The following is a 25,273-nucleotide window of genomic DNA, read 5'->3' as shown; positions in this document are numbered from 1 at the left end:
CTGACCGTCAACGGAAACGCTAGCGGAGGTCGACGTCCACGCCGGCGGCGGTGAGCAGGCCCAGCAACTGGTCCATGGTGAGCGCCGGCGCCCACCACCTGCGGTCGTAGCCCGGCTTCAGCGCCGCCCGCGCCACCGCAGCGTCGTGCCAGATGAGCTGGAAGCCGGGTGCGGCGCCCCAGCCGCCCTGCAGGCAGTCGTGCAGGGCGCCGAGGTTCCACCCGAAGTAGCCGCCGGGCCCGTTCACGGCCTCGCCGATCGCGCAGTAGAAGCCCTCCTCGTCGGTCACCTGCCGGCCGTCGAGGTGGAAGACCCGGGACCGGCGGTCGGGCACGTGGCGGTGGTGGGCGAGCGCCGCCCCGGCCCACTCCTGCCGCAGCTCGCGGTCGTATCCGGCCCAGCTGCCCGCCTCGGCCGGGCGCCCGGCCCGCCACAACTCCCAGACCTGGCGTGCCTGCGCGGGCCGGGGCGCGACGACGGCGTCCGCATAGGTCGGCTCGAGCACCACGTCGACCAGGTCGTCGCCGTGCAGCGAGGGGCGGACCGCAGCGACCTCGGCGCCGATGCCGGTGTCGAGCAGCCGGCTGGCGGTGCCGTCGTGGGCCATGGTGAAGACGGAGGCGTTGATCCAGCGGCGGTGCCGGGCGCCGCCGGGGCTGCCGGCCGGTCGGGAGGCGGCGTCGATGGCGCGCTGCAGGCGGGGACCGGGGCGGCAGCCGATCAGGGTGGCCGGGCGGGGCGCCGGCGCGGGGCGGTCCCGGTGGACGCCCTCGGTGGCGCCGCAGGAACCGAAGTCCTCCTCGCCGTCCGCCATGATCCCGGTGAGCTCGAAACCGCCGGTCGGTGGCGTGACCGCCGGCTGATCACGGAGCCGGCCCTCGATGACGACGTCGAGCGGCCCGTGCCGCGACGACCGGCGGGCGTCGAGGACGGTCACGTCCAGCAACTCCTGGTCCTTCGACGGGTCCTCGACCGCCCCGAGACCGATATTGCCCACCCACGCCGGACCGGTTCCGTCACAGGCCGCCCGCAACCGCCCGGCCGGCGTGCAGTCGAGCAGTGTGTAACGCTCGAGGGCGGGTTCGGTGACCGTGGCGAACAGCCCGTCGATGTCGGCGCACGCCGCGACGAGACTGTCACCATCGTCGATGGTCTCGTCGACCAGAAGCCAGGGAGGGCCGATCATCCGGCGACCGTACCGCCTGAAGAGCCAACAGGGGTAACCCGGGACATGAGCCGCGAAACCCGAGGTCTTTCAAGGGTACTCTCCGCGCAAAGGGGACTAACTCAGCGTGGAGAGAGGACGGTGTCGGCTCGTGAAGGTCGGCATTCCCAGCGAGGTCAAGAACAACGAGTTCCGGGTGGCGATCACTCCGGCCGGGGTGTTCGAGTTCACCCGGTCCGGCCATGAGGTCTTCGTGCAGGCGGGCGCGGGCCTGGGCTCCTCCATCACCGACGGTGACTATCAGTCGGCGGGCGCGACGATCCTGCCGGACGCCGACGCGGTGTGGGGGACCGGTGACCTGATCCTCAAGGTCAAGGAGCCGATCGCCGAGGAGTACCACCGGATGCGGGACGGGCAGGTGCTCTTCACGTACCTGCACCTGGCCGCGTCGAAGGCGTGCACCGACGCGCTGCTGGACCGCCGGGTCACCGGGATCGCGTACGAGACGGTCGAGCTGCCGGACCGTTCGCTGCCCCTGCTGGCCCCGATGTCCGAGGTCGCCGGCCGGCTCGCGCCGCAGGTCGGGGCGTACCACCTGATGCGGCAGGGCGGCGGCCGCGGCGTGCTGATGGGCGGTGTGCCGGGTGTCTACGCGGCGAAGGTGGTGGTGATCGGCGCGGGGGTGTCCGGGCTGAACGCCGCGGCGATCGCGCTCGGCATGCAGGCCGAGGTGCTGCTGCTGGACAAGAACGTGGCCCGGCTGCGGGCGGTCGACGCCGACTACCGCGGGCACATCCAGACGATCGCGTCGAACGCGTACGAGATCGAGAAAGCGGTCCTGGACGCCGACCTGGTGATCGGCGCGGTGCTGGTGCCGGGGGCGAAGGCGCCGACGCTGATCTCGAACGACCTGGTGTCCCGGATGAAACCGGGCAGTGTCCTGGTGGACATCTCGATCGACCAGGGTGGTTGCTTCGAGGACTCCCGGCCGACCACGCACGACGCCCCGACGTACCCGGTGCACTCCTCGATGTTCTACTGCGTGGCCAACATGCCCGGCGCGGTGCCGCACACGAGCACCTACGCGCTCACCAACGTCACCCTCCCGTACGCTCTGGAGCTGGCCAACCGGGGCTGGCGGGACGCGCTGCGGACCGATCCGGCGCTGGCCGGCGGCCTGAACACGTTCGGCGGCGAGGTCGTCTACGGCCCGGTCGCCGAGGCGCACGGCATGGGCTCGATATCGCTGACGGAGGTGCTCCGCTGAACCTGGACCAGTCGATCACCGCCTACCTCGACCACCTGAGCGTGGAGCGGGGACTGTCCCGCAACACGCTCGCCTCCTACCGGCGTGACCTCCAGCGTTACGCCGCGGAGCTGGCCGAGGCGGGCGTCACCGACCTGGGGGAGGTGCGGCCCGCCGACGTGACCGGGCACCTGGCCCGGCTGCGCGAGGGCGGGCTCGCGTCCTCGTCGGCCGCGCGGGCGATCAGCGCGGTCCGCGGGCTGCACCGGTTCGCCGTCCGCGAGCGCCTGGCCGGGCAGGACGCGGCGGCCGACATCCGTCCGCCGGCGCCGCCGAAACGGCTGCCCAAGGCGCTCGACGTGGACCAGGTGGGCCGGTTGCTCGCGGTGCCGGACACGCATTCGCCGCTGGGGTTGCGGGACCGGGCGCTGCTGGAGTTCCTCTACGGCACCGGCGCCCGGATCTCCGAGGCGGTCGGCGCGGACATCGACGATCTTCATGAGGAGGACGTCATCCTGAAGGGCAAGGGCGGGAAGAGCCGGATCGTCCCCATAGGCGGTTATGCCCGCAATGCGCTCGACGCCTACCGGACCCGGGCCCGCCCTCTGCTGATCGAGAACGGCCGCGGTACCCCGGCGATCTTCTTGAATGCCCGAGGCGGACGCCTGTCGCGGCAGAGCGCCTGGACGGTTCTGCACCGCTGTGCGACAGCGGTGGGCCTGCCCGTCGAGGGCCCCTACGCGGTGAGCCCGCACACCCTGCGTCACTCGTACGCCACGCATCTGCTCGACGGCGGGGCTGACGTCCGCGTGGTTCAGGAACTCCTGGGACACGCGTCAGTCACGACGACGCAGGTGTATACGCTGGTGACCGTCGAGCGTCTCCGGGAGGTCTACGCCACCTCTCATCCGCGCGCTCGTTAGAAGATGCGTACCCACAGGTGCGACACGCCGAACGGCTGACCCCGAAGGGGCGGCGGTCGTGGCGTACAGTCGGGCTTCGAGCCGGGAGGGGGGCGAGGTCATGTCAGGGAACGGCGAGCGCGCAGAGGCCTGGACGTCCACGCTCCGCGAGCAGCAGAACTCCCTTGATCTCGGAGCTGACCTGGGTCCGGCGGATCCCACGGCCTACACCATGCGCCGCCCGATCCCCGAGCCGATGCCGACCGACCGGCACGGCCCGGCGCGGATCATCGCGCTGGCGAACCAGAAAGGTGGTGTCGGGAAGACGACGACCACCATCAACCTGGGCGCCGCGCTCGCGGAGTACGGGCGGAAGGTCCTCCTCGTCGACTTCGACCCGCAGGGCGCCTGCTCGGTCGGCCTGGGTGTGAACCCGCACAACCTCGACCTGAGCGTCTACAACCTGCTCATGCAGGACGACGTCGCCACCGAGGACGTCATCATCAAGACCGACGTCGCCGGCCTGCACCTGCTCCCGGCGAACATCGACCTCTCGGCCGCCGAGATCCAGCTGGTCAACGAGGTCGCCCGCGAGATGGCCCTGGCCCGGGCGCTGCGAAGTGTCCGCAAGGAGTACGACTTCATCCTGATCGACTGCCAGCCCTCGCTGGGCCTGCTGGCGATCAACGCGCTGACCATCGCGCACGGCGTGCTCATCCCGCTGGAGTGCGAGTTCTTCTCGCTGCGCGGCGTGGCGCTGCTGCTCGACACCATCGACAAGGTGCGCGAGCGGCTCAACTTCGACCTGGAGCTCGAGGGCATCCTCGCCACCATGTACGACTCCCGCACCACCCACTGCCGCCAGGTGCTGCAGCGCGTGGTGGAGGCGTTCGGCGACAAGGTGTACCAGACGGTCATCACCAAGACCGTCAAGTTCCCCGAGTCCACGGTCGCCGGCGCCCCGATCACCTCGCTCGACCCGGCGTCGTCCGGCGCCCGCAACTACCGTCAGCTCGCTCGCGAGGTCATCGCCGCAAAGGCCGAACGAGGCTAGGTCCGCCACCCGTGCTCTTCGCCCTCGGCGAACCGGTCGCCTTCGTCGCCCTCCTGATCGCCTTCCTCCTCGGCCTGGCGCTGCGGGCCATCGCCATCCGGTTCACCGCGCGCACGGTCGGCCTGGCGGAACGCCGCGTCTCCCTGCGTCTGAGCCCGCGCGAGGACATCGACCCGTTCGGCGCGGTCGCGGCGGCGGTGGGCGGCATGGGCTGGGGCAAGCAGCTCTCCGTCGACGAGGTCCCGCGGTACCGGGGCCGAGGCCGGGCGGCTGCCGTCTTCATCGCCGGTCCGGTCGCCTGCATCCTCGCCGGTGAGCTGCTGATCGCCGCCTACGCCCTGGTCTTCCCGGACACCGCGGAGTTCGTCCTGGCGAACGCCGGCATCGGTGACATCCTGCGCGGCGTGAACCTCCCGGCGGCCCAGCAGATCGTGCTCTCCCTCGGGGTCGGCCTGCTCGCGTTCGGCCTGCTCGCCCTCATCCCGATCCCGCCGCTCGACGGCTTCGGCATCCTCTGGAACGCGCTGCGCCGCCCCGCCGCCGGTATGCAGTGGATGCGCCTCTGGCTCGAGGACAAGAACATCGGCGTCCTGCTCCTGCTGATCTTCGCGTTCTTCCCGACCGGCTACCCGCTGCTCAACATGGTGCTGGACTTCCTCGGAGTGCTCTTCCTCCGCGTCTGGGTCTAATCCTTGCGGTAGACCGAGATGTGGCTCCGGCTCTCCACGGTGAACAGGCTGCGGTCCCAGTCCGCGTACCGCGCCTCCAGCCGCAGCCCGGCCGCCTCGGCGAACCCGTCGATCTGCTCCGGCCACTGATAACGCATCCCGAACGGCCGCAGCTGGACGCCGTTCCCGGTGAACGTCAGGGTCTGCCGCAGGAAGGTCTGCGCCTCCCGGTCGTACCGATGCATGCGGACCGTCACCGAGTCCTCGGTGACGTCGTGCACCTGCACCTCCCGCTCCTCCGTCGCGAACTTCGCCTCGTCCGGCACGAACGCCTCGATCACGAACCGGCCGCCGGGCGCGAGAACGCGTGCCACGTTGCGGAAGCAGTCCTCCTGCCGTCCCGGGACGGTGAGGTTGAAGAGGGTGTTGAACACCAGGTAGACGAGAGGGTAGGCGCCGTTCACGGCCACGTCCGCCATGTCACCGACGACGACCGGCAGGGATTCCCCGCCGGGCTTCTCCCGCAGCAGCTCCACCATCTCCGGTGAGGCTTCGATTCCTTCCACGGGTACGCCGTGAGCCGCCAGCGGCAGAGCCACCCGGCCGCTCCCGATCGCCAGCTCCAGCGCCGGTCCGTCCCCGGCCAGCCCGGCGAGGAACGCGGCGGCCGGCTCCGGGTCGGGATTGCCGGGCCGGTCGTAGCCGGCGGCCCACTGCCGCCCGAACAGTCCGGGGTCATCCAAGAGAGACATGTCAATCCCTTACCCACCCGGCGCCGGCCAATCCCTCCGCATCCGGCCCGTCACGCCCTGCTCGGCGGATCCGCCGGCCTATGTCGAGAAGAGTTCGCAGGTCATGTTGTAGTAGCGATCGGTCCGGCCCAGGTGCCGCATGCCCAGCCTGCGGCACACCGCCTGCGACGCGGCGTTCTCCGGGTACGTCACGGCCAGCACCGGGGAGATACCGAAGCGGGCCGCGTACGCGAGAACGGCCGTCGCCGCCTCGGTGGCGTAGCCCCGGCCCCACGCGTCCGGGTGCAGGTGCCAGCCGATCTCGGTCTCGGCGGCCGGGGTGAGCGGCGTGCCGGCCAGCAGTCTCACCAGGAAAGCGGTGCCGAGCAGGTGCCCGGTCTGCCGGTCCTGTACCGCCCAGACGGTGTGCACGTCGTCCTGCCGGTCGCGCCACGCGGCGAGCCGGGCACGGGCGCCGGCCAGATCCGTGAGCACCTGCGGCTCGGCGCCGAGATAGCGCATCACGTCCCAGCGCGAGTACATGTCCAGGATGAACCCGGCGTCCTTCTCCTCCCACTCGCGTAACACCAGACGCGGAGTGATCAGTGACTTCATCGCGGCAGCGTAACCGGAGAGCAGCAACCGGTCACGGGTTGCGACGTTGGAAGCTTCGGGGGGCTGTCCGGCGACATGGACGACCGACGAGGCGGAGGAACCGACAACGTGAGCCCGGAGCAGCTCGTCTCAGGCATGGTCTACGGTCGGCACGTGCCCGAAGAGTCCGCCCAGCCCGCAGCAGGCGTCGTCGACGCCCCTGCCGTCTCCGACGATGCCGTCATGGCCGAGGTCGCGGAGGCCGATTCCGGCGGATTCACGGTACGGCTGGAGAACTTCACCGGCCCGTTCGACCTGCTGCTGCAGCTGATCGGCAAGCACAAGCTGGACGTGACCGAGATCGCGCTGCACCAGGTCACCGACGACTTCATCGCCTACATCCGGGCCATGGGCGACGACTGGGACCTCGGTGAGACGAGCGAGTTCCTCCTGGTCGCGGCGACCCTGCTGGACCTGAAGGCGGCCCGGCTGCTGCCCGCGGCCGAGGTGGAGGACGAGGAGGACCTGGCGCTGCTGGAGGCGCGCGACCTGCTCTTCGCCCGGCTCCTGCAGTACAGAGCGTTCAAGGAGGCAGCCGCGCACATCGCGGAACTCGAGGCGAGCGGCGCGCGTCGCTGGCCGCGACTGGTCACTCTGGAGCCACGGTACGCGGAAGCGCTGCCGGAGCTGGTTCTCGGGATCGGCCCGGAGCGGCTCCTGAAACTCGCGCTGAAGCAGTTCCTCCCCAAGCCGGGACCGCCGCAGGTCTCCATCGCGCACATCCACCAGGTCCGGGTGAGCGTCCGCGAGCACGCGTCCCTGTTGCGCGACAGGTTGCGGCGGGCCGGGGTGGCGACGTTCAGCCTGCTCGTCGCGGACTGCGAGAACACCCTGGAGGTGGTCGCCCGGTTCCTGGCGCTCTTGGAGCTCTACCGGGAGGGGCTGATCGACTTCGAGCAGCCGGTCTCGCTGGACGAGCTGACGGTGCGCTGGATCGGCGGGGACGGCGAGGTCGAGCTGGACATCGACGACTACGAGGGGACCAAACCGGCGCCCGAGGGGTCTGCCGAGCCGAACTCCGCCCAGGCCGGGGGCGATCCGGCCGATGATGCCGGGACAGCCGCCGTTTCGGACGAGAATGGCGTGGACGATCTTGACGAGCGGCCGTCCAGTGGCGATCTTGGCGGGGTGGAGGAGACATCGTGAGCAGCAGCCCGGAGCATGAGGACTCCCTGGCGGCGCAGGCGGCCGCGTGGGTGCCGCCGTGGGAGCGCCGGCGCGAGCCCGACCGGGATTTCCAGGACGCCGTGGACGCTCCGGAGGATCTGCCCGAGGACGAGCCCGGCGCCGAGCCGGCTCCCGAGCCGACCGAGGAGGAGCTGGGCCCGGAGCTGCCGCTGCCCGACCCGGTCGAGGAGGCCGCCGAGAGCGCGGACGCCGACGAGGACCTGCCCGAGGACGACGAGCACGTTCCGGTGGACGCCCCGATCAACGGCGACGGTCCCGGCCCGCAGGCGAGCGACGACCATCCCGGCCCGCCGGCGGGGACGCCGGTTCCGGTCACGGTTCCCGCTCAGGGCCGGAAGCCGCGGGACGGCTCAGCTGCTTCTGAGGGAGGTGAAGCCCGTACCCCCTCGGTGGTCCTGGATGACGCCGAGCTGGCGGCGGCCCTCGAATCGATCATGCTCGTGGTTGATGAGCCGGTAGGCGAATTGCAGCTGGCGCAGGTGATGGAGCAGCCGGTCGAGCGGATCGCGCGGACCCTGGAGGACGTCTCGGCGCGGTACACGGCGGCCGGGCACGGGATCGACCTGCGGCGGGTGGCGGGTGGCTGGCGTCTCTACACCCGTCCGGAGTACGCGCCGTACGTCGAGCGGTTCGTGCTGGACGGGCAGTCCGTGCGGCTCACGCAGGCCGCCCTGGAGACACTCTCGGTGGTGGCGTACAAGCAGCCGGTGACGCGCTCGCGAATCTCGGCCATCCGCGGTGTGAACTGTGACGGCGTCATGCGTACGCTTGTCACTCGCGGCCTCATCGAGGAGTGCGGCACGGAGCCGGAGACGGGTGCATACCTGTACCGGACGACCGTGTTGTTCCTGGAGAAGCTCGGCCTCAACTCGGTCGACCAGCTGCCCCCGCTCGCCCCGTTCCTGCCCGACGATGTGGAAGAAGTACTCGATGCCTCAGGCTGACACCGCCGAACGCCTCCAGAAAGTCCTGGCGGCGGCCGGTGTTGGATCCCGGCGCGCCTGCGAAGACCTGATCTTCCGGCGGCGCGTCACCGTCAACGGCCGAGTCGCCAAACTCGGCGACAAGGTCGACCCCGCCACGGCGGAGATCCACGTCGACGGGCAGCGGGTGATCACCAACACCAAGCTGGTCTACGTCGCGCTGAACAAGCCGCGGGGCGTCGTCTCCAGCCTCGACGACGAGAAGGGCCGCACCGAGCTGGCGGACTTCCTCGGCGCCAACTTCGAGCAGCGGCTCTTCCACGTGGGCCGGCTCGACGCCGAGTCCGAGGGCCTGCTGCTGCTCACCAACGACGGCGGGCTCGCGCACAAGCTGATGCACCCGTCGTACGAGATCTCCAAGACCTACCTGGCCGAGGTGATCGGGCCGCTGCCGCGCAGCGTGGGCCGCACCCTGCAGGCCGGCGTCGAGCTGGAGGACGGCCCGGCGAAGGTGGACAACTTCCGCCTGGTGGACGCGATCGGCAAGACCGCCCAGGTGGAGATCGTCCTGCACGAGGGCCGCAAGCACATCGTCCGCCGGATGATGGACGCGGTCGGTCACCCGGTCACCCGGCTGATCCGCACGGCGGTCGGCCCGATCCGGCTCGGTGACCTGCGGCCGGGGCACTTCCGGCACCTGTCCCAGGCCGAGGTGGCCGCCCTGTTCAAGGCAGTCGGCGACTGAGGGCCTCCAGAGCCGTGTGCCACGGGAACGCGCCGGCCGGGGGTGGGTCGAGCAACTCCACCCCCTCGGCGCGCAGCCGGGCCACGCTGGCCTGATAGGGGACACGTCCCGCCAGGGACGGGTTCACCGACGGGAGGATCACCACCGGGATGCCCAGGCCGGGCGCTTCGGCGAGCAGCCCCAGCGGGTACGTGTCGGCGATACCGAGCGCGAACTTGTTGATGGTGTTGTAGCTGGCCGGAGCCACGATGATGGCCTCCGGCCGGGGCGGTTTCGGCTCGCTGGGCAGGCGGTACCGGCTGCGCACCGGCCGCCCGGTCTGCTCCTCGATCGCCGCCAGGTCGAGGAAGTCGAGGGCGAGCGGGGTGGCGACGACCTGCACGTCCCAGCCGGCCCGCTGGGACAGGGTGACGAGCTCGCCGGCGCCGGGCGCCGGGCCGGTGGCACAGACGATCAGGTACAGGGTCACGGGCGTCCTCCGTTGCGGATAGTGTCGGTGAGCAGGGTGATCAGGGCGCGTGCGGCGGCGCCTGGCGTGCGGTCGGCGGCGATCGCCAGCGAGAGCGGCCAGACCAGGTCGGCGCCGGTCACCGGGACCACCGCGACGCCGGGTTCACCGGCCACGATGAACCGGGGCAGCAGCGCGACGCCGAGCCCGTGGCAGACGTGCGCCGCCCCGGTGGCGATGTCCGGGATCTCGATGGTGACCCGGCGCGGCACCCCGGCGGCGGTGAAGGCGCGGTCGGTCACCGACCGGTTGCCGTAGCCGACCGGCGAGTCGATGAAGTCCAGGCCGGCCAGCGCGGTGATCGGGACATGATCGGCGCCGGCGAGCGGGTGGTCCTCGGGGACGACCAGGTCGAGGACGGACTCGGTCAGGTCGATCAGGCGTACGCCGGGCGGCCGGGCCCCCGGCAGTGACACGAACGCCAGGTCCAGCCGATGATCGGTGAGCGCCTCGATCAGGCCCATCGAGCCGGAGGGCGCGGCGCTGGCCCGCAGCAGCACACCCGGGTGGCGGCGGTGGAACTCGCCGAGGATCGCCGGCAGGTCGATGATCCGGATCGAGGTGAGCGTGCCGATCCGCAGGGTGCCGCTGAGCCCGCCACGCACCTCGGCCACCGCGTCCCGGGCCTCGCGGGCGGCGTCCAGGGCGAACCGGGCGCGGGGGAGCAGGGCCGCGCCGGCATCGGTGAGCAGCACCCGTTTCGAGTTGCGTTCCAGCAGGGGTACGCCGAGATCCCGCTCCAGTGCCTTGACCGCGGCCGAGACCGCGGACTGGACGACGAAGAGCCGGGTCGCCGCACGGGTGAAGCTCTGCTCCTCGGCGACCGCGACGAAGTACTCCAGCTGGCGCAGTTCCACCCGTCGATTATCAACGATGGTGATGCATGCCAGCTATTTTCTTCGTTGTTGTTGATGATCGCGGCGAGCGACAGTCGGCTCATGAACGCATCGCCCGCCCGGCTGCACGCCGGCTTCTGGTCGATCGCCATCGCGTTCCTGACCGCGATGGCGTTCTCCACCGTGCCCACCCCGCTCTACCCGCTCTACATGCGGCGCGACGGCTTCTCCACCTTCACCGTGACGGTGGTCTTCGCCGTCTACGCGGTCGGCGTGGTGATCAGCCTGCTGCTCGCCGGGCACATCTCCGACCGGCTCGGGCGCAAGAAGATCCTGATCCCGGCCCTGGCGCTGGAACTGCTCGCCGCCGCCCTCTTCCTCACCAGCTCGTCGCTGCCGGTGCTGCTCGCCGCCCGGTTCGTCACCGGTCTCGGCGTCGGCATGATCACGGCCACCGCGACCGCGCACCTGCAGGAGTTGCACGCGGCACACCAGCCGGGTGCCTCACGGCAGCGCTTCGAGGTGGTCTCGACCGCAGCCAACAGCGGCGGCCTCGGATTGGGCACGCTGATCGCGGGACTTCTGGCCCAATTCGTGTACGCCCCGCTGCGTACGCCGTACCTCGTCTTCGCCGGCCTGCTCGCCCTGAGCATCCTGCTCGTGGCGCTCACGCCGGAGACCGTGACCCGGGCGCCGGACCGCTACCGGTACCGGCCGCAGCGGATCGGCGCGCACGGCAACCGGATGGTCTACCTGACCGCCGCGGTCTCCGCGCTCGCCTCGTTCGCGGTGTTCGGCGTCTTCACCTCGCTCGCCCCCGGCTTCGTCTCCGGCACCCTGCACCACTCGTCCCGCGCCCTGGCCGGAGCCATCGTCTTCGCGGTCTTCGGCGCGGCGGCCGCCGCTCAGGCCCTGACCGGCTCGCTGAGCGCCGCGGCGAAGACCCGTCTCGGCCTGCTCGCCCAGGCCTCCGGCATCGTCGTCCTGGTGATCGGCATGCACACCGCGAGTCTGGCCGCGTTCCTGGTCGGCGGCGTGGTCGCCGGCATCGGCGCGGGCGTCCTCTTCAAGGCGGCGGTCGGCTCGGTCGCCGCGTCGGCGGCGCCGGCGGAGCGCGGTGAGGCCCTGGCCGGCCTGTTCCTGATCGCCTATCTCGGCCTCGGCGTGCCGGCGATCGCCCTCGGCGTCGCGACCCGGTCGCTGCCGGCGGTCACCGTGATGACCTGGTTCGCCGGGATCCTGCTGGTGCTGCTGGCGACGGTGGCCCTGCTGAGCCGCCGGACCGCTCCCACAGCGACCCCGGGCGCTCCGGCGCCGGAGCTGCCGTCGGCCGGCGCCGGGACGGCGGGCGGGCCGGTGCGGGACCTGGCGCACAGCGCACGATGACGACGGCCTGAGATCCACACGCTCGGGAGTGTCAGCGGTGGGTGTGGGCGGCCAGGACGACGAGCAGGCGCTGGTCCCAGGCCTGCTCGTCGTCGTCGCGCCACTGGTGGCCCTGCGGGCACTGCCAGTTCGGGACCGGGTCGCGCACGACGCAGCCGCCGAGTGCCAGGTGACCGTCCTGAGCGGCGTCGATCGCTTCCGGGACGGGCAGGCCGAAGAGCAGCGGCACACCGGGGGCGCCGCACTCGGGACAGGAAGGGATCATCAATCAGACGGTACTCGCGTCCGGCCGCGCGACGTTCGATCCGGCTCGGGCCGGTGGCGAGCGACCATTCGCCGGTGGCCGCCGCGTGGCCGATCCGAGAGGATGGGTCGATGGACTGGAACAGCGCACTGGCCCGGTACGCCGATCGCCTGCACGCCACCGCCGGCAGCCACCATCACGTCGCCTCACCCCTGGGCGCCTGGCTGCTGCCGGCGCTGACCGCGTCCGCGGGCGGCGGCGACGACCTGGCCGAGGCGCTCGGCGTCGCCCCCGATCAGGCCGCCCGGATCGCCGCCGCGCTGCTCGCCGAGCCGCATCCGCTGGTCGCCGCCGCGACAGCGGTGTGGCACGCGGAGCAGGTCGACCCGGCGGCGCTCGCCGGGTGGCCCCTGCCGGAGGCGACCACGACCGGGCCGTTGCCCGGCACCGCCGCCCTCGACACGTGGGCGCGCGAGCACACCGGCGGGCTGATCGACCGCTTCCCGGTCGAGCCCGCACCGGAACTCCTGCTGCTGCTCGGCAGCGCCCTTGCCACCATGATCTCCTGGTCCGAGCCGTTCGAGCCGGCCCCGGCGTCCGCGCTCGGCGGGGAGTGGGCGGCCCGGCTCACGACGGTGCTGCGGACACCGCCGTTCGGCCACCGGGCGTTCGTGACACGCTCGGCCGGCATCGGTGACGCCATCGTGCACGCCGCCTCCGCCGCCGGCGGGCTGACCGTGGTCTCGGTGGCCGCGGCGCCGGACGTGCCGGCCCGCCGGGTGCTCGCCGCCGCCTACGAGATCGCCCCGGCGGTGGCCGCCCGCACGCTCACCCCCGCGTCGCTCTTCGACCTGCCGCTCGGGGAGTCGCCGCTCTGGACCATCAGCGAGGAGTACGGCCACGACAACCAGCGCGAGCACGTGCGGGCGCTGCTCCCAGCCTGGTCGGCCACGAGCGACCACGACCTCGCCGCCGATCCGGGGCTGGGCTTCCCGGCCGCGACCCGGGTGCTCGGCGACCTGCTCGGGGTCGCCGCCCCGCGGTTCGACGCGAAGCAGGTGGCCACCGCCCGGTACAGCCGCTACGGCTTCGAGGCGGCCGCGGTCAGCGGTTTCGGGGTGGCGACGTCGTTCCCGCCGGAGGGCGCGATCCGGCATGCGGAGTTGCGGTTCGCCCACCCGTACGCGGTGGTCGCCGTCACCACCCAGCCGGACGGCCCGTGGGACGGCGTCCCGGTCTTCTCCGCCTGGGTGACCGACCCCGAGGACACCACGGACTAGAGTGCCGGTCCTGATGAGCACAGAACAGGAAGACCATCTGCACGAGCGTTTCCTGCTGGCGGTCGCGCCCCTGATGGTCGACCCGATCGGGGGCCGGCCGGCCGGGCCGGCTCTTGCCGGCATCGTCCGGGCGGGTGCCGACGAGACCAGGGTGATGTTGCGGGGCGGCGTGGCCGTGTCCTTCCGCCTGACGACCGGCGAGAGCGAGCTCGACATCCATGCGGCCTTCGACTGGATACGGGACCTGACTCCGGCCGACCTCGTGGGCGCCGGCGGCGAGCGGGACAGTCACGGCTACGCGACAGTGCCCGCCGAGGAGATCGGCTTCAGCGCGGACCGTCGTGCCACTCGCCCGGACACCGACTACTTCACGCTGCTGCGGATGATGCTCTACGGCAGCTCGGTGTGGTCAAGGGAGCTGTACTCGCTCGTCGGCTTCCTGATCCGGGGGCCGCGGCGGCATCGGCTCTACGTCAGGGACCCGGCCAGCGGCGTGACGGTCGGTTTGGACCTGCCTCTCACCGACGCGGATGGAGAGATCTGTCCCGGCATGGGCGGGACGTTTCCCATGCTGCTGGCATCGGTGTTCGAGAACGGGGAGCTGGACCTTGAGAGGGAGGCCGGGGAAGCCGACGAATACTGTTCGAAGGTCTACGACATGAGCGGGTGGGTGCTTCCGCCGCCGGCCGGCGACACGGATCCGGTCGACGACGCCGTCCCGGACGACTTCGAGAACCTGATGATCCTCAGCCCGGAGCAGTACCGAGAGCTGTTGAACGACAACCCCTGACCCGATGCCGGGCAGCACTGCGGACCAGCTGGTCCGGCCGGCTCGCGGTGCTGTCCGGGCACACCGCTGACAGCACCGGTGACCAGCCCGGCGAGACCCAGCGAGTTGTCCGGGCGCCCACCGCCGCTAACTCGCCAGCGCCATCTCCGCCAGCGCCGCGTCGATCTCCTCGGCCGGGGACGGGCGCGCGAAGTAATACCCCTGGGCGTACCGGTACCCCAGGGCGTGCAGCCGGTCCGCCTGATCACGGGTCTCCACGCCCTCCGCGACCGCGCGCAGTCCCAGCGTCGCCGCGATCGTGCTCAGCGAGGTGGCGATCGCCTCCTGTTCGGCGGTGCCGTTGAGGTCGTCGATGAAGGACTTGTCCACCTTCAGGGTGGTGACGGGGCAGGTCCGGAGCAACGTCAGGGAGCTGTGTCCCGTACCGAAATCGTCGAGAGCCAGACCGACGCCCAGCTCGCGCAGTTCACGCACCGTGCCCAGCGCCACGCCGCCGGCGAAGACGGCGGTCTCGGTGATCTCGATGGTGATCCGGTCGGGGGACAGCCGGTGCCGGTGCAGCGCGTCAGCGACCAGGCCGGGCAGGTCCGGGTCGAGCAGCTGGCGGGCCGAGACGTTGATGTTGACGCGGGGCGCGCCGGCGCCGTGCCGGCGGTGCCAGGCGGCGGCGTCCGCGCAGGCCTGGTCGAGGATCCAGGCGCCCAGGTCGATGATCAGGCCGCTGTGCTCGGCGACCGGGATGAACTCGGCGGGCGAGACCACCGGGCCGTCGGCGGGCTGCCAGCGGACGAGCGCCTCCACGCCGGTGATGGCGCCGGTCGGCAGCTCGACGATCGGCTGGTAGACCAGGCGGAACTCACCGTGGTCGAGGCCGCGGCGCAGGGCGGCGGCCAGTTCGGCGTGGTGCGCCGCGGTGGCGTCCAGCTCGCCGCTGTGATCACGGAACCGGTTGGTGCCGGTCAGCTTGGCGGCCTGCAGCGCGAGCTCGGCACGGCGCAGCAGGTCGGGCACCGTGTCACCGCCGCCCGACGCGATGCCGACCGTGACGGTGACGAGCAGGTCGTGCCCGTCCACCCGCAGCGGGATCCGGAATGCCTCCAGCAGCGACTCCGCCAGGCCGGGACCGGTGTTGCCGTCGACGAGCGGCATCAGGACGCCGAACTCGTCGCCGAGCAGCCGGGCGGCCACGGCGTCCGGTCCGGCGACGACCCGGATCCGCTCGGCGGCGGCACGCAGCAGCGCGTCACCGGCGCGGTCGCCGAGCCGGTCGTTGAGGGTGGAGAACCCGTCCAGGTCGCAGACCGCCACGGTGACCGGGTCGGTCCGGCCGGTCAGCGCGGCGGTGAAGAACCGCCGGTTCGGCAGCCCGGTCAGGTCGTCGTGGTTCGCCTGCGCGTCGAGGTGGTCGAGCAGCAGGTTGTTGTCGGAGAGGGCGGCGTACTGGCGGACCATGACGAGCAGGGTCAGCACCACCGAGCCGCCGGCCATCCCGGGTGACAGGTTGCCGTGCCGCACGATGGTGAGGATCAGCATGGCGGCGGTGATGCCGACGGCCGTGTACGGGACCGCGCTGACGTGCCGCCACAGCCCGAGATGACCGGGCCGGTCGGCGGGCAGTGGCTGCGGTTCCCGGACGGCCGGGTTCAGGTTGGCGCGGATCTGCAGCAGGGCGGCGGCGGCGAAGAAGATCGCCGCGGACGGCAGGGTGACCGAGGTCGGGTTGAGGAACGGCCTCTCCTGGAGCAGCGGAGCGACGGCCCACGCGGCCGGCCCGAGCAGGCCGATCGGGGCGAGTGACCAGATCGCGGCACGGTGCACCGCGGAGCTGCGGGTGATGCCCACCTTGATCACGGCGACCACCGCGGCGCACGCGACGGTCAGCACGACGACCAGCATGACCGGGACGGCGCCGGTGCCCGCGGCCGGTCCCGAGGTGGACCAGAAGAAGTGCGAGACGACCAGGCTGGCGGCGACCGCGACGATGCCGATGTCCAGGAACATGGCGACGGTCGCCCGCCAGGTGCGCTGCGGCCGGGGCAGGCGGATCAGGGCCAGCGCGGCGACGGTCACCGCGGCGAGGTAGCCGGTGGCGGTGAACGGGCTCATCGCGACCGGATGGCCGGCCGCCAGCGTGTCGGCGGTCTGTCCGAGGGTGCCGGCGGTGAGCCAGCCACAGGCGTACGCCAGGCGCCGCCAGAAGTCGCGGGCCGGGCCCCGCCCGGTGACCGACGCGAGCGCGCAGGCCAGCATCGAGGTGGCGGCCGCGCCGACCGTGGAGGGCCAGAGCAGCCACGGCGGCGAGCCCAGTTCGCGGCCGAGAAGTCCCAGGACCGTGCTGATCGTGAAGAAGACGGCCGCCAGGATGAGGACGCGGACGGCCTGTCTCATCATGTCCGGCCTATCGGCACGTCACATCGCGGCGAGCAGCTTTTTCTGTACCTTGCCCATGCCGTTGCGAGGTAGTTCACCCACGATGCGCACGATCCGCGGCCGTTTGTGGGCGGCGAGCCGGTCCGCCACGAACGTGATCAGTTCCTGCTCGGTGACCGGGTCGGCCACCACGAACGCGGTCACCTGCTCACCCAGGTCGGCGTGCGGCGTGCCGATCACGGCGGCCTCGCGGACCGCCGGGTGCAGCAGCAGCGCGTCCTCGACCTCGCCGGCGCCGACCCGGTACCCGCCCGTCTTGATCAGATCGGTGGAGGCCCGTCCGACGAGGCGGTGCCAGCCGTCCGCGCCGATCGTGGCGACGTCGCCGGTCGGGAACCAGCCGCCGGCCAGCCCGGGCGGCTCGACACCGCCGCCGCGCAGGTAGCCGTCGAGCAGGGTCGGACCGGTGACCTGCAGGTGGCCGATGGTGGCGCCGTCGGCGGGTAGCGGTGCGCCGGACTCGTCCACGAGACGGGTGCGGACGCCGGTCAGCGGGGTGCCGACCTGACCGGCGCGCCGCTCGCCGCCGGCCCGGGCGCTCACCGTGATCAGGGTCTCGGTCATGCCGTACCGCTCGACCGGGGCCTGTCCGGTCAGCTCGCGGAGGGCGTCGAAGACCGGAACGGGCAGCGGGGCGCTTCCGGAGACGAGCAGTCGCGCCGGCCGGAGCGCGCGAGCCGCGTCGGGGGTGTTCGCGATCCGGGACCACACGGTCGGGACGCCGAAGTACATGGTGCCGGGCGTCGACCCGTACCCCTGGGGTGTGGGTTTGATCGTGTGCCGCAACCGGCAGCCCAGCCGCAGCGGTCCGAGCACGCCGAGCACCAGGCCGTGCACGTGGTAGAGCGGCAGGCCGTGCACGAGCGTGTCGTCCGCGGTCCACTGCCAGGCCTCGGCGAGCGCGTCCAGACCGGCGGCGAGGGCGGCCCGTGAGATCACCACGCCCTTCGGCGGCCCGGTGGTTCCACTGGTGTAGAGAACGAGGGCCGGTCGCTTCGCTTCCGGCTCCGGCGGCACGCTGCCGGGCCGTTTCCGGTCACTGACCGCCATCACTGGTACGGGGGAGTCCCCGGCCGCCTCGTGATCGTCCGACAGCATCAGCGCCGCCCGGGAGTCACGAAGGATGTGCGCGCGCTCGAGCTCGCCCGCGTCCGGCGGCACCGGGACGACCGGGACGCCCGCGAGCAGGCCGCCGGTGACCGCCGCGATCGTCGGCAGGCCGGGCTTCGCGTCGACGGCGACGATCTCGTGGCCGCTGATCCGCTCGGCGATCGCGGATGCCCAGCCGAGGAGCTCGTGCCGGGACAGGGAGTCGCCGGGGGTGGCGACGGCATCGGCCAGGTCGTCCCCGCCGGTCAGTGCGGGCAGCAGCGTCATGACCGGATTGTGTCATCGCACGGGGGAATTGCGGACCGCCGCCCGGCTGTCGGGAGTGAGCGGCCGGTTGCTGCCCGTAGCGGCTGCTGCATAGCGTTTTCTCACGCGGTTGCAGATATATGCCGAGGAGTCGTTACATGCCCGATATGGCTCGCTGGCGGGATCTGCGGCAGCTCACCCGCGGGTACCGCCGGTGGATCGCCCTCGCCGCCGCGCTCAGCCTCCTCGGCTCGGCCCTCGCCCTCGCGCAGCCGCTGCTCGCCGGCAAGGCGATCGACACGGCCGCCGGCGGAACCGTCCCGTGGCCGGTCCTCGGCGTCCTCGGCGGGCTGTTCATCGCGCAGGCGTCCGCGCTGGCGCTGGCCCGCTGGGTGCAGGCCTACACCGGCGAGACCATGACCCGGGACCTGCGCCGCACCGTGGCCGGGCACGTGCTCCGCATGCGCCTGTCCGTTCTCGATCGGGTACGCACCGGGGACGTGATCGCCCGGGCTTGCGGCGACACCACGATCGTCAAGACCCTCGTCGCGCAGAGCCTCGGCACCGGCGTCGCCGGGATCGCCGGCCTGATCGCGACCGTGCTGGTGCTCGGCTGGCTGGACCGCTGGCTGCTCGCGCTCGTCGTGCTGCTCTTCAGCGTCGCGGTCGGCAGCCTGCTCGCCGTGGTCAGCCGGCTGCGGGTCGCGTCCCGGATGGCGCAGACCGCGGAGGGCGCGCTCACCGCCGACCTGGAACGCGCGCTCGGCGGTCTGCGCACCGTGCGGGCCTGCCGGGCGGAACCCGTCGAAGCGGCCCGGATCGACCGGGCAGCCGGCCGGGCGTACACCTCCAACCTGCGGATGGCCGGACTCGTCGCGCTCAGCGGCCCCACCAACGACCTGGCGGTGAGCGGCGCGTTCCTGGCCGTGCTGCTGGTCGGCTCCACCCGGGTCGCGGCCGGCGAGACGAGCCTGGGCCGGCTGGTCGCGTTCACGCTCGCGATGACGTACCTGTCCGCGCCGATCTACGAGATCTTCCAGGCGGTCAGCGCGGTCCAGCAGGGCTCCGGCGCGCTGCACCGGATCAACGAGGTGCTGTCCCTGCCGACCGAACGTGATCACCCGGTCGGCATCGTGCCGGTGCAGCGGCACGCCGGCCCGGTGCTGGAGTTCCGCGACGTCTGGTTCGGCTACGACCCGTCACGGCCGGTGCTGCGCGGCATCAGCTTCGCGGTCCCGTCCCGCGGGCACATCGCCCTCGTCGGCCCGTCCGGCGCCGGCAAGTCCACGATCTTCGCGCTGGCCGAACGCTTCTACGAGCCGGACCGGGGCGCGGTGCTGCTCAACGGGCGGGACGTGCGGTTCACGCCGTACGACCGGCACCGCGCCGCCGTCGGCCTGGTCGAACAGGACTGCCCGCTGCTGGCCGGAAGCCTGCGGGAGAACCTGCTCTACGGCGCGGGCCCCGCCGTCTCCGAGTCGGAACTGTCCCGGGTGCTGGCGATGACCGGCCTGACCGGCGTCGTCGCCGCCCTGCCGCGCGGGCTGGACACCCCGGTGGGGGAGCGGGGCAGGCAGCTGTCCGGCGGGCAGCGGCAGCGGGTCGCGATCGCCCGGTGCCTGCTCGCCCGGCCCCGGGTGATCCTGCTCGACGAGCCCACAGCCCACCTGGACGCCGACTCGGAGCGGGCCCTGGCCGTCGCGTTGCGCGAGGTGGCGGCGGTGTGCGCGCTGGTGGTGATCGCCCACCGGTTCTCCACGGTGCGCTCCGCGGACCGGGTGCTGGTGATCGAGGGGGGCGTGGTGGCGGCCGAGGGCACGCATGAGGAGCTGTTGCACGTCGACGAGTACTACCGCCGCCTGGCCGCCCAGCCGCTGCACCCCTGACGTCCACCGAAAGGTCAGTTCGCCCGGCGTTTGAAATCTGTCGCCAGCCACAGCAGCAGGGCTGTGCCGGTGACCGCGATCCACCAGTCGTCCCCGGTCACCGCGATGACGACCTGGACGGCCAGCAGGACGAGCATGCCGATCCGGCCGGCCCGGCTCGCGGCCGGGGTGCGCCACCACGGCGGCTGGCGGCGGGGTTCGCCGTCGGCCAGCTCCTTCGCGTACTGCTGCAGCGACGGGAACTCGTCCTGCGGCCGGGCGCCGCTCGCCGCCACGTGCGCCCGGGCCTCCCCGACAAGCGCCGCGGCCCGGGCGGGCGGCACGTCGAACCGCCCGACGAGCAGCGCCCGCAACCGCCTGAACCACGCGTCCGGATCAGCCGGGTCGGCGTCACGGCGAGCCGTCGACGCGGTCGGGTCGGCGGCGGGACCCGCGGCCGGGTCGGGGAGCGCGCCGGACTTCGACGGCTTCGCCGGTCTGGTGAGCAGCCAGCAGAGGCCGAGCGAGACCACCAGCGTGCCCAGCGCCGAGATCTCGCCGAAGCGATCCTTCGGCAACCCGGTGAACGCGGTGGCCGCGGCGACCACCAGGGCGCCGCCCGCGACGAACGCCCACGGGGCCAGCCGGGGACGCCCGGCGGCGCGCAGCGCGTTCGGCACCGCGACGACGGTGAAGAGGCTCAGGAAGCTGAGCAGGGTGCCGGCCGTACCGGCGGGGGTGAGCGGGATCGTGAGACCGCGGTTGGCCCACATCGCCAGCAGCGACACCGGCACGCCGAGGAACGCGCACCCGAACGCGCCGTCGCTGAGGTGGTCGCGTGCGGTCTTGCCCTGGGTGTCCCGCGACGCCTGGGCGGCCGGCTGGCCGGCGGCGACGTCCGCGGCGAAGTCGGTGGGTGAGCCCAGCGCCTCCCACGGGTCGGCACCGCTCTGCTCGTAGTCGGACCGGGCCTGCTCGATCAGCGGGGTGGCCTCGTGATAGCCGATGCCACGGTCGTCCAACGCGGTGCGGGCCAGCAGCTCCCACCGCTCGAATCCGGCTGTCATCGATCCTCCATCGTCTGCCGCAGGAACCCGTCGAGGGTGGTTGTGAACCGCTGCCAGGACTGCCACTGCTCGTCCAGCCGGCGCCGTCCCGCTTCGGTGATCGCGTAGACCTTGCGGCCCGGCCCGCCCTCGCCGGCCTGCCAGGCCGAGCTGACCGCGGCCTCGGTCTCCAGCCGGTTGAGCACCGGGTAGAGCACCCCGCCCCGGATCGTGCCGAAGCCCTCGTCGCCGAGGCGCTGGGCCAGTGCGTACCCATGTCTGTCGCCTTCGGTCAGCGCGGCGAGGACCGTCATCTCCAGGGTGGCGCGCAGCCAGCCCGAATCCGGCGCCGATCCGGCCATAGGTGGTCTCCCGGTCTAGTGCGACAAGTTGACTAGTTCGAATTCAGACTAGCAGAGCCACGCGAAACCACCCCTTCGGGTTACGGTTGTTGATCATGAGCGAACGCGAGTTACCCGGCGGCCGGACCGGGGGTGCGGTTCGCCTCGGCGACACCGTCCGCCGGCCGGCCGGTCCCTGGACACCTGCGGTCACCGCGCTGCTGAAACACCTGGAGGACGCCGGGTTCGACGGCGCGCCGGCGCCCCGCGGCCTCGACGAGCAGGGGCGGGAGATCCTCACCCTGCTGCCCGGCGAGACCCTCGGCGACGAGCGTCCGTGGCCCGCCTGGACGCACAGCGACGAGACGTTGTGGCAAGTCGCACAGTGGTTGCGGGAGTACCACGCGGTGGTGGCCGGCTTCGAGCCGCCGCGGGACGCGGTGTGGCGCAAGGGCGGGGCGTGGGAGCCCGGACTGATCATCGGGCACAACGACGCGGCGCCCTGCAACGCGGTCTGGTCCGGCGAGCGGGTCACCGGGTTCTACGGGTGGGACTTCGCCGGTCCGGTCACGGTCGCGGCGGATCTGGCGTTCACGGCGTTCGCCTGGGTGCCGCTCAGCGCGCGGGAGGTGGCCGCCGCCGAGGGCTTCACCGCGTTCGCCGACCGGCCGCGGCGGCTGCGGCTGATGCTCGACGCGTACGGGTGGCGGGGCGACACCTCGCTGATCGTGCGGGAGGTCCGGGACCGGATCAGCGCGTCCATCCACGACATCCGGCGGCTCGCGGCAGCGGGCGATGCGGGATGCCGGAAGCTGGTGGACGCCGGGTACGACGGGGACCTCGCGGCAGCGGTGAGGGAACTCGCGACGTTCCCGCGCTGAACAACCGCGCCGGGCGACAGCCGCCGGCAAGGGCCCGGCAAGGACCCGCCCGCACCGTGGACCCATGACTTCCACATCGATCAGCGATCTCGGCACGATCCTCGGCGTCTGGGCGCACCCCGACGACGAGGCCTACCTCTCCGGCGGACTGATGGCCCTCGCGGCCGACGCCGGGTCGCGCGTGGTCTGCGTGACGGCCACTCGTGGCGAGCTCGGCGGCGACCCCGGCCGGCGGTCGGCCGAGCTGCACGCCTGTCTTGGCCTGCTGGGGGTGTCCGAGCATCGATGGCTCGGCTACGCCGACGGCGGGTGCGCCCGCATCCCGCCGAGCGGCGCGATCGCCCGGCTCTGCGCGATCATCGAGGAGGTCCGGCCGGACACCGTGGTGTCGTTCGGGCCGGACGGCAACACCGGGCACCCCGACCATCGGGCGGTCGGGCGATGGGTCGAGGCCGCGGTCTCCTGGGCGGCGCCCGGCACCCGGCTGCTGCAGTCGGCCGTCACCGATGACTGGGCGTCCCGGTGGGCGGGCGTCAACACGCGGTTCGACGTCTTCGAGCCGGGTTACCCGGTCCGGGTCGCGGCGTCCGCGCTGTCGCTGCACCTGGTGCTCGACGGGGCTCCCCTGGAGCGCAAGGTCCGGGCGCTCGGCACGCAGGCCAGCCAGACCGCGGGCCTGATCGCGGCGATGGGTCCCGCCGAGTACGCCGGCTGGGTCGCCGACGAGGCCTTCGTGGAGCGCCGGCCGGTCCTGCCCGGCGCCTGGCACCCGGTCTGCTCCCGCTGCTGGTGGGACGTCACCAGCGCCCGCTGGCAGTGCGCGGGATCCGCGATGGCGGGGCCGGTCACCCGTACCGGAAGTGGTGGGTGACCGGCCCGCGCCGTCAGGCGAAGGTCTCCCCGGCCGAGGCCTTGGAGACCAGCAGCGGCGGCGGGGTGAACCGCTCACCGTAACGCTCGGCCAGCTCCCGGGCGCGGGCCACGAAGCCGGGAAGGCCGCCCGCGTACTGGTTGATGTACTGCAGCACGCCGCCGGTCCAGCCGGGGTAGCCGATGCCGAGGATGGACCCGACGTTGGCCTCGGCCACCGAGGTCAGCACGCCCTCGTCCAGGCACTTGACGGTCTCGATCGCCTCGATGAAGAGCATCCGCTCCTTGAGGTCCTCGAACGGGATCTCCCGGCCGGCCGGGGTGGCGAAGGCGGAGAGTCCCTCCCACAGCCCGGTCCGCTTGCCGTCGGCGTAGGAGTAGAAGCCCGCGCCGCCGGACCGCCCCGGGCGCTCGAACTCGTCGATCATCCGGTCGATCACGCCATCGGCGGGGTGCGGGACATAGGAGTCGCCGGCCGCCGCCTGGTACTCCTTGCGGATCTTCCGGGGCAGCGTCAGCGTGAGCTCGTCCATCAGCTGCAGCACCGGCGCGGGGTACCCGGCCTGGCTGCTGGCCTGCTCGATGCTGGCCGGCGGCACACCCTCGGCGAGCATCGAGATGCCCTCGTTGGTGAACGTGCCGATCACCCGGCTGGTGAAGAAGCCCCGGCTGTCGTTGACCACGATCGGCGTCTTGCGCAGCAGCCGCACCACGCCGAGCGCGCGACTGACAGTGAGATCGCTGGTCTGCGCACCCTTGATGATCTCGACCAGGGGCATCTTGTCGACCGGGGAGAAGAAGTGCAGGCCGATGAAGTCCGCCTGGCGGCGCACACCCTCGGCGAGCAGGGTGATCGGCAGGGTCGAGGTGTTCGAGCAGAGCAGCGCGTCCGGCGCCACGATGCCCTCGATCTCGGCGAACACCTTGTGCTTGAGCGCCGGGTCCTCGAAGACCGCCTCGATCACCACGTCCGCGCCGGCCAGGTCGGCGACGTCGGCGGTCGCGGTGATCCGGTCGAGCAGGGCCTGGCCCTTCTCCTGGCTGATGCGGCCCCGGCCGACGTCCTTGGCGACGAGCTTCTCCGAGTACGCCTTACCGCGCTGGGCGCCCTCCAGCGAGACGTCCCGGAGCACCACGTCCACGCCGGACTTCGCGGACACGTAGGCGATCGCGGCGCCCATCATGCCGGCGCCGAGCACCGCGATCTTCCTGATCGGCGGCACGTCGCCGATGTCGCGGGAGGTGACCTCGTTCAGGTCGAAGAAGAACGCCTTGATCATGTTCTTGGCGACCGTGCCGGTGACCAGCTCGACGAAGTAGCGCGTCTCGATGGTGAACGCGGTGTCCACGTCGACCTGCGCGCCCTCGACCGCGGCCGACAGGATGTTGCGCGGCGCCGGGTAGGGCGCGCCCTTGAGCTGCTTGCGCAGGTTCGCCGGGAAGGCCGGCAGCTGCGCGGCGAGCGCCGGGGTGGACGGCGTGCCACCCGGGATCCGGTAACCCTTGGTGTCCCACGGCTGGGCTGCGGCCGGGTTCGCCAGGATCCACTCCCGCGCCGCGGCGAGCAGCTGCTCCGGGGTGTCCACCAGCTCGTCGATCAGGCCCAGCTCCTTGGCGGCCGGCGCGCGGTGCCGGGTGCCCTTGAGCAGCACCTGGGTGAGGGCCACGAACAGACCCAGGAGCCGCACGGTACGCACGACGCCGCCACCGGCCGGCAGCAGTCCCAGGGTGACCTCGGGGAGGCCGACCTCCAGGCGCGGGTTGTTCAGCGCGATCCGGCGGTGGGTCGCCAGCGCCAGCTCCAGGCCGCCGCCGAGGGCGGAGCCGTTGATCGCGGCCACCACCGGCTTGCCGAGCGTCTCGAGCCGGCGCAGCTGGCCCTTGACCTCGGTGCCGAGCGCGAAGACGTCCGCGCCGCGGTCGGCCGGTACGCTGCCGAGCTGGTCCAGGTCGCCGCCGGCGAACCAGGACTTCTTGGCCGAGGTGATGATGACGCCGGTGATGCTGTCGCGTTCGGCGTAGAGGCGGTCGACGGTCTGGCCCATGCTGCGCACGTACGCGTCGTTCATGGTGTTGGCGCGGCGGGCCGGGTCGTCGAGGGTGAGCACGACGATGCCGTCCTCACCCTGATCCCAGCGGATGGTCTCGGTCATGTGTGAATGCC

At 72.3% G+C, this 25,273-nt stretch carries 24 protein-coding genes; 13 read left to right on the top strand and 11 right to left on the bottom strand.

The window, feature by feature from the left end; genetic code table 11:
• Window positions 1-19: 19 nt before the first annotated feature.
• Window positions 20-1,186, bottom strand: coding sequence for a barstar family protein (locus AMIS_RS29950; RefSeq protein WP_014446192.1), 1,167 nt, complete (start codon window positions 1,184-1,186; stop codon window positions 20-22).
• Window positions 1,187-1,316: 130 nt separating this feature from the next.
• Between AMIS_RS29950 and ald the strand changes: the two genes are divergently transcribed.
• From ald to AMIS_RS29930, 4 genes are all read left to right on the top strand, one after another.
• Window positions 1,317-2,432 (top strand): alanine dehydrogenase, encoded by a 1,116-nt coding sequence (gene ald / locus AMIS_RS29945; RefSeq protein ID WP_014446191.1) that lies wholly within the window; start codon window positions 1,317-1,319, stop codon window positions 2,430-2,432.
• Window positions 2,429-3,334: a site-specific tyrosine recombinase XerD gene (locus tag AMIS_RS29940; protein WP_386932272.1), complete on the top strand. Its 906-nt coding sequence runs from the start codon at window positions 2,429-2,431 to the stop codon at window positions 3,332-3,334. The genes ald and AMIS_RS29940 overlap by 4 nt, the downstream gene beginning before the upstream one ends.
• A 100-nt stretch (window positions 3,335-3,434) precedes the next feature.
• The gene (locus AMIS_RS29935; RefSeq protein ID WP_014446189.1) at window positions 3,435-4,367 is read left to right on the top strand and encodes a ParA family protein; all 933 of its coding nucleotides are present in this window, start codon (window positions 3,435-3,437) and stop codon (window positions 4,365-4,367) included.
• Window positions 4,368-4,378: 11 nt separating this feature from the next.
• Window positions 4,379-5,056 (top strand): zinc metalloprotease, encoded by a 678-nt coding sequence (locus AMIS_RS29930; protein WP_014446188.1) that lies wholly within the window; start codon window positions 4,379-4,381, stop codon window positions 5,054-5,056.
• Here AMIS_RS29930 and AMIS_RS29925 read toward each other — a convergent pair.
• Window positions 5,053-5,787, bottom strand: coding sequence for a class I SAM-dependent methyltransferase (locus AMIS_RS29925; protein WP_014446187.1), 735 nt, complete (start codon window positions 5,785-5,787; stop codon window positions 5,053-5,055). The two genes, AMIS_RS29930 and AMIS_RS29925, sit on opposite strands and share 4 nt — an antisense overlap.
• 78 nt (window positions 5,788-5,865) lie before the next feature.
• The gene (locus tag AMIS_RS29920; RefSeq protein ID WP_014446186.1) at window positions 5,866-6,381 is read right to left on the bottom strand and encodes a GNAT family N-acetyltransferase; all 516 of its coding nucleotides are present in this window, start codon (window positions 6,379-6,381) and stop codon (window positions 5,866-5,868) included.
• A gap of 135 nt (window positions 6,382-6,516) precedes the next feature.
• Between AMIS_RS29920 and AMIS_RS29915 the strand changes: the two genes are divergently transcribed.
• Genes AMIS_RS29915 through AMIS_RS29905 form a run of 3 tightly spaced genes read left to right on the top strand, consistent with a single transcriptional unit; the run spans window position 6,517 to window position 9,276 of the window.
• Entirely contained in the window at window positions 6,517-7,566 is a 1,050-nt protein-coding gene (locus AMIS_RS29915) for a segregation and condensation protein A (RefSeq protein ID WP_083888841.1), read from the top strand.
• The gene (gene scpB, locus AMIS_RS29910) at window positions 7,563-8,552 is read left to right on the top strand and encodes an SMC-Scp complex subunit ScpB (RefSeq protein WP_014446184.1); all 990 of its coding nucleotides are present in this window, start codon (window positions 7,563-7,565) and stop codon (window positions 8,550-8,552) included. The genes AMIS_RS29915 and scpB overlap by 4 nt, the downstream gene beginning before the upstream one ends.
• On the top strand, window positions 8,521-9,276 hold the full coding sequence (locus AMIS_RS29905; RefSeq protein ID WP_051042199.1) for a pseudouridine synthase: 756 nt from the start codon (window positions 8,521-8,523) through the stop codon (window positions 9,274-9,276). The genes scpB and AMIS_RS29905 overlap by 32 nt, the downstream gene beginning before the upstream one ends.
• Here AMIS_RS29905 and AMIS_RS29900 read toward each other — a convergent pair.
• Window positions 9,257-9,745, bottom strand: coding sequence for a flavoprotein (locus AMIS_RS29900; RefSeq protein ID WP_014446182.1), 489 nt, complete (start codon window positions 9,743-9,745; stop codon window positions 9,257-9,259). The two genes, AMIS_RS29905 and AMIS_RS29900, sit on opposite strands and share 20 nt — an antisense overlap.
• Entirely contained in the window at window positions 9,742-10,641 is a 900-nt protein-coding gene (locus AMIS_RS29895) for a LysR family transcriptional regulator (RefSeq protein WP_014446181.1), read from the bottom strand. Before AMIS_RS29895 ends, AMIS_RS29900 begins: the two co-directional genes overlap by 4 nt.
• A gap of 81 nt (window positions 10,642-10,722) precedes the next feature.
• Between AMIS_RS29895 and AMIS_RS29890 the strand changes: the two genes are divergently transcribed.
• Window positions 10,723-12,006, top strand: a complete 1,284-nt coding sequence (locus AMIS_RS29890; protein ID WP_231859120.1) for an MFS transporter — start codon at window positions 10,723-10,725, stop codon at window positions 12,004-12,006.
• Between the two features lie 31 nt (window positions 12,007-12,037).
• On the opposite strand, the gene AMIS_RS29885 is transcribed toward AMIS_RS29890, so the two are convergent.
• Window positions 12,038-12,271, bottom strand: coding sequence for a hypothetical protein (locus AMIS_RS29885; protein WP_014446179.1), 234 nt, complete (start codon window positions 12,269-12,271; stop codon window positions 12,038-12,040).
• Window positions 12,272-12,381: 110 nt separating this feature from the next.
• Here AMIS_RS29885 and AMIS_RS29880 point away from each other — a divergent pair, with 110 nt between their 5' ends.
• Complete coding sequence (locus AMIS_RS29880; RefSeq protein ID WP_014446178.1) at window positions 12,382-13,530, top strand: hypothetical protein; 1,149 nt, start codon at window positions 12,382-12,384, stop codon at window positions 13,528-13,530.
• Between the two features lie 13 nt (window positions 13,531-13,543).
• Complete coding sequence (locus AMIS_RS29875) at window positions 13,544-14,320, top strand: hypothetical protein (RefSeq protein ID WP_014446177.1); 777 nt, start codon at window positions 13,544-13,546, stop codon at window positions 14,318-14,320.
• 126 nt (window positions 14,321-14,446) lie between these two features.
• Here the strand turns inward: AMIS_RS29875 and AMIS_RS29870 are convergent, their stop codons facing one another.
• Together AMIS_RS29870 and AMIS_RS29865 are read right to left on the bottom strand one after the other, a co-directional pair.
• Complete coding sequence (locus AMIS_RS29870; protein WP_014446176.1) at window positions 14,447-16,711, bottom strand: putative bifunctional diguanylate cyclase/phosphodiesterase; 2,265 nt, start codon at window positions 16,709-16,711, stop codon at window positions 14,447-14,449.
• An 18-nt stretch (window positions 16,712-16,729) separates the two neighbouring features.
• Window positions 16,730-18,127: an AMP-binding protein gene (locus AMIS_RS29865; RefSeq protein ID WP_014446175.1), complete on the bottom strand. Its 1,398-nt coding sequence runs from the start codon at window positions 18,125-18,127 to the stop codon at window positions 16,730-16,732.
• A gap of 137 nt (window positions 18,128-18,264) precedes the next feature.
• Here AMIS_RS29865 and AMIS_RS29860 point away from each other — a divergent pair, with 137 nt between their 5' ends.
• Entirely contained in the window at window positions 18,265-19,992 is a 1,728-nt protein-coding gene (locus tag AMIS_RS29860; RefSeq protein WP_041830147.1) for an ABC transporter ATP-binding protein, read from the top strand.
• Between the two features lie 14 nt (window positions 19,993-20,006).
• Here the strand turns inward: AMIS_RS29860 and AMIS_RS29855 are convergent, their stop codons facing one another.
• Both AMIS_RS29855 and AMIS_RS29850 read right to left on the bottom strand, forming a co-directional pair.
• Entirely contained in the window at window positions 20,007-21,038 is a 1,032-nt protein-coding gene (locus tag AMIS_RS29855; RefSeq protein WP_014446173.1) for a hypothetical protein, read from the bottom strand.
• A complete protein-coding gene (locus AMIS_RS29850) occupies window positions 21,035-21,379 on the bottom strand; it encodes a PadR family transcriptional regulator (RefSeq protein ID WP_014446172.1) in 345 nt (114 codons plus the stop codon). The genes AMIS_RS29855 and AMIS_RS29850 overlap by 4 nt, the downstream gene beginning before the upstream one ends.
• A 95-nt stretch (window positions 21,380-21,474) precedes the next feature.
• Here AMIS_RS29850 and AMIS_RS29845 point away from each other — a divergent pair, with 95 nt between their 5' ends.
• Entirely contained in the window at window positions 21,475-22,239 is a 765-nt protein-coding gene (locus AMIS_RS29845) for a phosphotransferase (protein WP_014446171.1), read from the top strand.
• A 64-nt stretch (window positions 22,240-22,303) separates the two neighbouring features.
• On the top strand, window positions 22,304-23,110 hold the full coding sequence (locus AMIS_RS29840; RefSeq protein WP_014446170.1) for a PIG-L deacetylase family protein: 807 nt from the start codon (window positions 22,304-22,306) through the stop codon (window positions 23,108-23,110).
• Window positions 23,111-23,123: 13 nt separating this feature from the next.
• On the opposite strand, the gene AMIS_RS29835 is transcribed toward AMIS_RS29840, so the two are convergent.
• Entirely contained in the window at window positions 23,124-25,262 is a 2,139-nt protein-coding gene (locus AMIS_RS29835) for a 3-hydroxyacyl-CoA dehydrogenase NAD-binding domain-containing protein (RefSeq protein ID WP_014446169.1), read from the bottom strand.
• Window positions 25,263-25,273: the final 11 nt, after the last annotated feature.

Origin of the sequence: Actinoplanes missouriensis 431 (genome assembly GCF_000284295.1) — a bacterium.
Taxonomy (GTDB): domain Bacteria; phylum Actinomycetota; class Actinomycetes; order Mycobacteriales; family Micromonosporaceae; genus Actinoplanes; species Actinoplanes missouriensis.
Note: the sequence above shows the minus strand (reverse complement) of the source record. Positions and strands in the feature narration are given on the sequence as shown.

What these genes read in the sequence shown, in the direction of transcription:
- AMIS_RS29950 (WP_014446192.1), bottom strand. Translation starts at nt 1,186, where the DNA reads ATGATCGGCCCTCCCTGGCTTCTGGTCGACGAGACCATCGACGATGGT.
- AMIS_RS29935 (WP_014446189.1), top strand. Translation starts at nt 3,435, where the DNA reads ATGTCAGGGAACGGCGAGCGCGCAGAGGCCTGGACGTCCACGCTCCGC.
- AMIS_RS29925 (WP_014446187.1), bottom strand. Translation starts at nt 5,787, where the DNA reads ATGTCTCTCTTGGATGACCCCGGACTGTTCGGGCGGCAGTGGGCCGCC.
- AMIS_RS29920 (WP_014446186.1), bottom strand. Translation starts at nt 6,381, where the DNA reads ATGAAGTCACTGATCACTCCGCGTCTGGTGTTACGCGAGTGGGAGGAG.
- AMIS_RS29915 (WP_083888841.1), top strand. Translation starts at nt 6,517, where the DNA reads ATGGTCTACGGTCGGCACGTGCCCGAAGAGTCCGCCCAGCCCGCAGCA.
- AMIS_RS29905 (WP_051042199.1), top strand. Translation starts at nt 8,521, where the DNA reads ATGTGGAAGAAGTACTCGATGCCTCAGGCTGACACCGCCGAACGCCTC.
- AMIS_RS29890 (WP_231859120.1), top strand. Translation starts at nt 10,723, where the DNA reads ATGAACGCATCGCCCGCCCGGCTGCACGCCGGCTTCTGGTCGATCGCC.
- AMIS_RS29885 (WP_014446179.1), bottom strand. Translation starts at nt 12,271, where the DNA reads ATGATCCCTTCCTGTCCCGAGTGCGGCGCCCCCGGTGTGCCGCTGCTC.
- AMIS_RS29880 (WP_014446178.1), top strand. Translation starts at nt 12,382, where the DNA reads ATGGACTGGAACAGCGCACTGGCCCGGTACGCCGATCGCCTGCACGCC.
- AMIS_RS29875 (WP_014446177.1), top strand. Translation starts at nt 13,544, where the DNA reads ATGAGCACAGAACAGGAAGACCATCTGCACGAGCGTTTCCTGCTGGCG.
- AMIS_RS29870 (WP_014446176.1), bottom strand. Translation starts at nt 16,711, where the DNA reads ATGATGAGACAGGCCGTCCGCGTCCTCATCCTGGCGGCCGTCTTCTTC.
- AMIS_RS29865 (WP_014446175.1), bottom strand. Translation starts at nt 18,127, where the DNA reads ATGACGCTGCTGCCCGCACTGACCGGCGGGGACGACCTGGCCGATGCC.
- AMIS_RS29860 (WP_041830147.1), top strand. Translation starts at nt 18,265, where the DNA reads ATGCCCGATATGGCTCGCTGGCGGGATCTGCGGCAGCTCACCCGCGGG.
- AMIS_RS29855 (WP_014446173.1), bottom strand. Translation starts at nt 21,038, where the DNA reads ATGACAGCCGGATTCGAGCGGTGGGAGCTGCTGGCCCGCACCGCGTTG.
- AMIS_RS29850 (WP_014446172.1), bottom strand. Translation starts at nt 21,379, where the DNA reads ATGGCCGGATCGGCGCCGGATTCGGGCTGGCTGCGCGCCACCCTGGAG.
- AMIS_RS29845 (WP_014446171.1), top strand. Translation starts at nt 21,475, where the DNA reads ATGAGCGAACGCGAGTTACCCGGCGGCCGGACCGGGGGTGCGGTTCGC.
- AMIS_RS29840 (WP_014446170.1), top strand. Translation starts at nt 22,304, where the DNA reads ATGACTTCCACATCGATCAGCGATCTCGGCACGATCCTCGGCGTCTGG.
- AMIS_RS29835 (WP_014446169.1), bottom strand. Translation starts at nt 25,262, where the DNA reads ATGACCGAGACCATCCGCTGGGATCAGGGTGAGGACGGCATCGTCGTG.